Annotated in this window: 3 protein-coding genes and 2 pseudogenes; 1 reads left to right on the forward strand and 4 read right to left on the reverse strand. The window is 49.4% G+C overall.

Annotated features, from left to right (window positions below):
- Positions 1-678, reverse strand: a 678-nt coding sequence (locus BG74_RS18155) for a pyruvate kinase (protein ID WP_244267462.1), incomplete at its 3' end; no start/stop codon positions are given.
- Between the two features lie 169 nt (positions 679-847).
- Positions 848-1,675 (reverse strand): annotated as a pseudogene (hexR, locus tag BG74_RS11605) (transcriptional regulator HexR).
- A 339-nt stretch (positions 1,676-2,014) separates the two neighbouring features.
- Here hexR and BG74_RS08375 point away from each other — a divergent pair.
- Positions 2,015-3,307, forward strand: a pseudogene (locus BG74_RS08375) (glucose-6-phosphate dehydrogenase).
- Between the two features lie 23 nt (positions 3,308-3,330).
- Here the strand turns inward: BG74_RS08375 and BG74_RS21215 are convergent.
- A complete protein-coding gene (locus BG74_RS21215; protein ID WP_501037426.1) occupies positions 3,331-3,738 on the reverse strand; it encodes an ATP-grasp domain-containing protein in 408 nt (135 codons plus the stop codon).
- 135 nt (positions 3,739-3,873) lie between these two features.
- On the reverse strand, positions 3,874-4,092 hold the full coding sequence (locus tag BG74_RS21220) for a hypothetical protein (RefSeq protein ID WP_501037427.1): 219 nt from the start codon (positions 4,090-4,092) through the stop codon (positions 3,874-3,876).
- Positions 4,093-5,096 lie beyond the last annotated feature (1,004 nt).

Below are 5,096 nucleotides of genomic sequence, written 5' to 3' on the forward strand. Positions count from 1 at the left end.
GCGCTCGATCTTCGATACAATTTTGGCATAGCTGCCTGCGTCACGCGCCAGGCGGCGCGCATAGTTCAGATCCTCACCTGTACGGGGAAAGGACACCGCCAGGTAGTCGACACCGATTTTAGCAGCGGTAATGATATCGGCCTTATCCTTCTCGGTTAGTGCTTCAGCGGACAAACCGCCACCGAGTTTGTTGATGCCTTTATTATTGGACAGTAGGCCGCCCACCGTCACTTCGGTGTAAACCCTTATACCTTGCACCTCTAGTACCTTGAGCTGCACGCGACCATCATCCAGTAGCAGAATATCGCCGGGCACCACATCGTCTGGCAAGCCTTTATAGTCAATGCCTACCTTTTCACGGTCACCCTCGCCGAGGCCTAATGACGCATCGAGCAGAAATTTGTCGCCGACGTTCAGGAAAATCTTCCCTTCCCGAAACTTCAAAATTCGGATCTTCGGCCCTTGTAAATCGCCGAGTATCGCGATGTGTCGGCCGAGACGGGCCGAAATTTCGCGCACTTTCTGCGCACGTAGGAAATGATCTTCCGCGCTGCCGTGTGAAAAATTGAGGCGAACGACATTGGCGCCAGCAGCGATCACTTTTTCGAGATTATTATCGCGATCGCTGGCAGGACCGAGAGTAGTGACAATTTTGGTTCTTCTTAGCTGTCTGGACATGAATAACTCCATTGACTTGGGCAAAAGTGTTGTTGCAACAAAAAGACTGCTTCGGCGAGGCGCTAGATGTTTAGCCGGTCCCTGGGGCGGATAATCCCTGTTGATAAAAGCTTTTTCGTGGCGGCTAGGTTGCCGGAGAAGGCGCGAAGGTTTCCCCTGGATGCTTTCGTTAAAGTCCTTGTTCTGTTTTATCAAAGCGCGATCCCTTCAGGTAGTACTTGATCTTCTTCAAATTATCCCGAAATTTTGCGCCGCGGCGCAGCGTTAAAGCCCATTGCCAGGACATCGATCAAGGTTAACTGCGTCAGGCACGATGTCATCGGTATAAACATATCGGTATCTCTTCCCATACGCCCAGCGCCATCGACGAGCGCGGCGAAGTGATGGTGATAATCGTAGCATCATTCTCCCATGCCAGCGCCGAGAGTTCTACCAGCATTTTGATGCGGCCAGTATGAGAATTAGCACCATGACATCGCCTTCGCTGGAATTCTTAAAGCTCATACTGCACTGGAGGACAATATCCTCCTAGCACACTACCGGGATATTGAAACGGAAAAACTTGTTCATCGCATCATGCAATACTGCCTTCGCGGCACCAAGACTAAAAAGGGAAATCTTCTTAACTTGGGTAAGTAAATCTACCGCACAGTACACACACTGACCGCAGCGATATCCAGGCTGTTTTTACCTGCTCCAGACTAGCCATTGCGAACTCAAATATTTTTCGGGCATAGCAGTAGGAGTTCACGCTATCATCTTCATCCACGTTACGGTTTTTACATGCGGCGGCCTGTTTGCCAGACTTTGAGCGAGATGCAATTTAGAATCAGGATGTTGCTTCCTAAATGGCAGTAAAAACGGTTTATGATTGGTTCACTGTCCGCCATGCGCACGAGGATAGCGATGCTGGAATGGATGGCGGTTTGGGGGAGAGCAGGATGACTTCCGTGACCTTACATTCGGATTTACTCAGTGACTCCAGATGACTATTGATCTTTTACAGCATGCTTATAAGTGAATAGCTCATGGATTTTTCCGATTTCACACAAGGAGAAATCATTATCAATTTAATAAAATATACTACGAGCCGATAGTCAAAGGCAGCGAAACTGGATGAATTTAGTTTTTTTGCCAGAATATGACTCGTGTCTAACTTTCAAAGCGGAAAGATAACCACAATGTGGTTTAATTAGTTAAAATTTTGAAAAAATTTTTTTTAATTTATGAAAAATATGTAGTTATATCTTTATTTTTGTTTGGAATTTTTCCGGTCGATATCAAAAAATACTCTAATGATGTTATAAAATTACAAATCCTGTACGAGGAGAAGAACATGGCGGCTATATCCATAGCCCAGTCCTGTGATCTGGTCATTTTTGGCGCGAAAGGCGATCTGGTGCGGGCATAGGTTGTTGCTCTCGTTGTATCAGCTGAAAAGGCAGGTTCGCTTCGTCCGGAAACCCGTATCATCGGAGTTGGCAGCACAGACTGGGACGTCAAAGCTTGTATCAAGGTGGTGCATGAAGCGTTGGAAACCTTCATGAATTAACCTGTTGACGACATATTATGGGAAGACCTTGAGTGCACGGTTGGATTTCTGCAATCTGGATGTCAACGAGACCAGGCATTATCAGTCGACTAGGTGAAAAACTGGATCAGTAGGCGCGGGTGACGGTGAACTACTTCGCCATGCCGTCGAACATCTTCGAGCAATTTGCAATGGACTAGGCGAAGTAGGTCTGAACGGCGAACTGGGCCGCGTCATGATGGAAAAACTGCTCAGTACGGATCTGGACTCTTCCCGGGTGATAAACGATCAGGTTGCGGAATATTTTAATGAGAGCCAGGTTTACCGCATCAACCATTATATGGGCAAAGAGACCGTGCTGAATTTGCTGGCGCTGCGTTTCTTTAGTTCGCTTTTCTCCTACAATTGAGATAGCCGCACCATCGATCATATCCAGATTACGGTCACCAAGGAAATCGGCATCGAAGGGTCGCTGTGGCTTTAGATAAAGCTGGTCAAATGCGTGACATGATCCAAAGCCATCTTCTGTAAATCCTGGCCATACATAGTCATGTCGCCGCCCTAGGATCTGACTACCGACTTAGAAGAAGAAGGCGAGAATAAAAACAGCCGCACCGAAACCTTCATTTCCATCTGCGTAGACATCGACAACTGGTACTAGGCAGGCGTGCCGTTTTATCTGCATAACGGAAAATGTTTGCCGACCAAATGTTCCGAAGTAGTAGTTTATTTTAAAAACCCGGCGCTCAACCTGTTCCGTGATTCCTATCAGCAACTGCTTCAGAACAAATTGACCATCCGTCTGCAGCCGGACGAAGGGATGGGTATTCAGATCCTAAACAAGGTACCGGGTTTAGATCATAAATATCGTCTGCAAACCACCAGATTAGATCTGAACCTTACAGAAACATTCACCAAGAACACCCGGCCAATACTTATGAACGGCTGCTGTTGGAAACTATGCGCGGTATCCAAGCGCTGTTCGTCCGCCGTGACGAGATGGAAGAAGACTAGAAATGGGTGAACTCGATTATGGGGGTCTGGAAGACGGACAATGACGTGCCGAAACCTTATTATATGGGTAACTGGGGCTTGTAGGCCTCCGTCGCGATAGCCAGCCGTTAATAAACTTTCCGCGCCTCGTATTTTTTCAGCCACGCGCATTTACGCGCGCGGGTGGATTTATTGAAGGTAAACAGGAGATAGCGAAACATGAATAACTGGAAAACCCGCGCGGAAATCATCCTAACTTCGGGGCCGGTTGTGTGCCAGTCATCGTCATTCAAAAACTTGAAAATTTGGTCCTCCTGGCTAAACAGCTCGGCGCCGAACAGACCGTGGCCTACGAGCACATTCACTACTTCAGCGGCAATCGCCAGCGCGATCATTTTCTGCGGTTGCCACGATTCCCAGTAGTCCGCCGTCTTTCTGCCGATGGGCGTACAGAAATGGATGCTGTCCACGGCGCTGATGGTCAACAGGGTGATTTCAAAACCAAATACCACCAGCCTGCCCTTCAACGATAACATTTCCACAGCTGGCGTGGGCGCCAAGCCGCATCCAGCTGCGTCGCTTCACGCACCAGGCTTTGCCCTTTACAGGAGGAGCTAGAGCTCATGACGGGCTTGATGATAAAAGGGTAGTGATAGCCGATATTGCCTAGTCTATCGCTGCCACATAGGCGGCAAAGCGATAGCGCAAGGTGGGAAGGGCCAGCGTTTCTGCCGCCAGCCAGCCGGCGGATGCCTCTTAATGACGTGGTAGCGATGCGCGGTGTGCATCGCCGAGGTATCAGTATAGTGATCGACGGCGATCACCTTTACCCCCAAACAATGGCATTTGATGGCAGCTTCATTACCCAGCTCGCCCGAATCGAGCAACATGACACGCGTTGCTCCCAGACGATGTGCCGTTCCGATGGTGATTATTTTGTTTACCCGATAGCATAAAATTGCGCGCATATAAACGAAAATATTCGCCTATGCATCCGCCCCAGGCCCACAGTCGGCTTGAGCGTCGCTTACTCTCGCCCAGGTCCGGACCGTTAACGCCTCATGCTATGCGACCAGAGTGCAGCTAACTTGTAGCACGGCGACTTCTTTGCTGGCGAAGTGCGGTCCTAGCCTACCCCTAACGCGGCGTTATTTCCCTTTGCCGGCCACGAGCGTGCAATGTTCGTGGCCGGTACGCGTAATGACGGCGGACGCTCTATACAGCCTCCAGAGAACGCAGCATGCGCCGCACATGGAAATAGGAATGAGAAAACATTTAAAAATTTTAAATAAAATAGTTTATTACTGAATTTTTCATATGCTATCATCATATAGTGAGGTGAAAAAGATTCATTGATCACGTGGAGGAACTATGCGTAAAACGGGAAACAGGGTGGTGGGAATGGAATTCTGGTAGCGCGAACTATCTGGTGGTGCGAACTATTAGTATCGTCAATATCGGCACAGGCAGATGATGGAACGCGGCCCCTGTCCCTGTGCAGGATGATACCTGGCAGTCAAACGCAGCAGGTAGCCGGCGATACCTAACAACCCATCAACCCTGTCGCCAATACGTCGCAACCTCAAGGTGAGAACAATGCGGCCTCAAAAGGCGGCGGCAATGGGACCAGGCGCCTTACCCGTCTCCGGATGACAGCGCCAATGCGAAGAACACTGCACCTGCGTCCAAACAGCGGCGGTGACAAGGCCGCTGCTGTCTAAAATGGCGAAGAGTAAAATCGTAGCGGGTGCGCCCAAGAGCAGCGCCAAAGATCCTGCTGAGGCGAAAAGTGTTCGGCAGCCACCAAATAGCGACAGATAAAGCGGCCAAAGCAAAAAGCACCAAACTCCGGACTAACCGCCGCCACACTTGAAATCGCCAAAGTGTTGCTCCT

The sequence above is a fragment of the Sodalis-like endosymbiont of Proechinophthirus fluctus genome (genome assembly GCF_001602625.1).
GTDB lineage: Bacteria > Pseudomonadota > Gammaproteobacteria > Enterobacterales > Enterobacteriaceae.

What these genes read in the sequence shown, in the direction of transcription:
- BG74_RS21215 (WP_501037426.1), bottom strand. Translation starts at nt 3,738, where the DNA reads ATGTTATCGTTGAAGGGCAGGCTGGTGGTATTTGGTTTTGAAATCACC.
- BG74_RS21220 (WP_501037427.1), bottom strand. Translation starts at nt 4,092, where the DNA reads ATGTTGCTCGATTCGGGCGAGCTGGGTAATGAAGCTGCCATCAAATGC.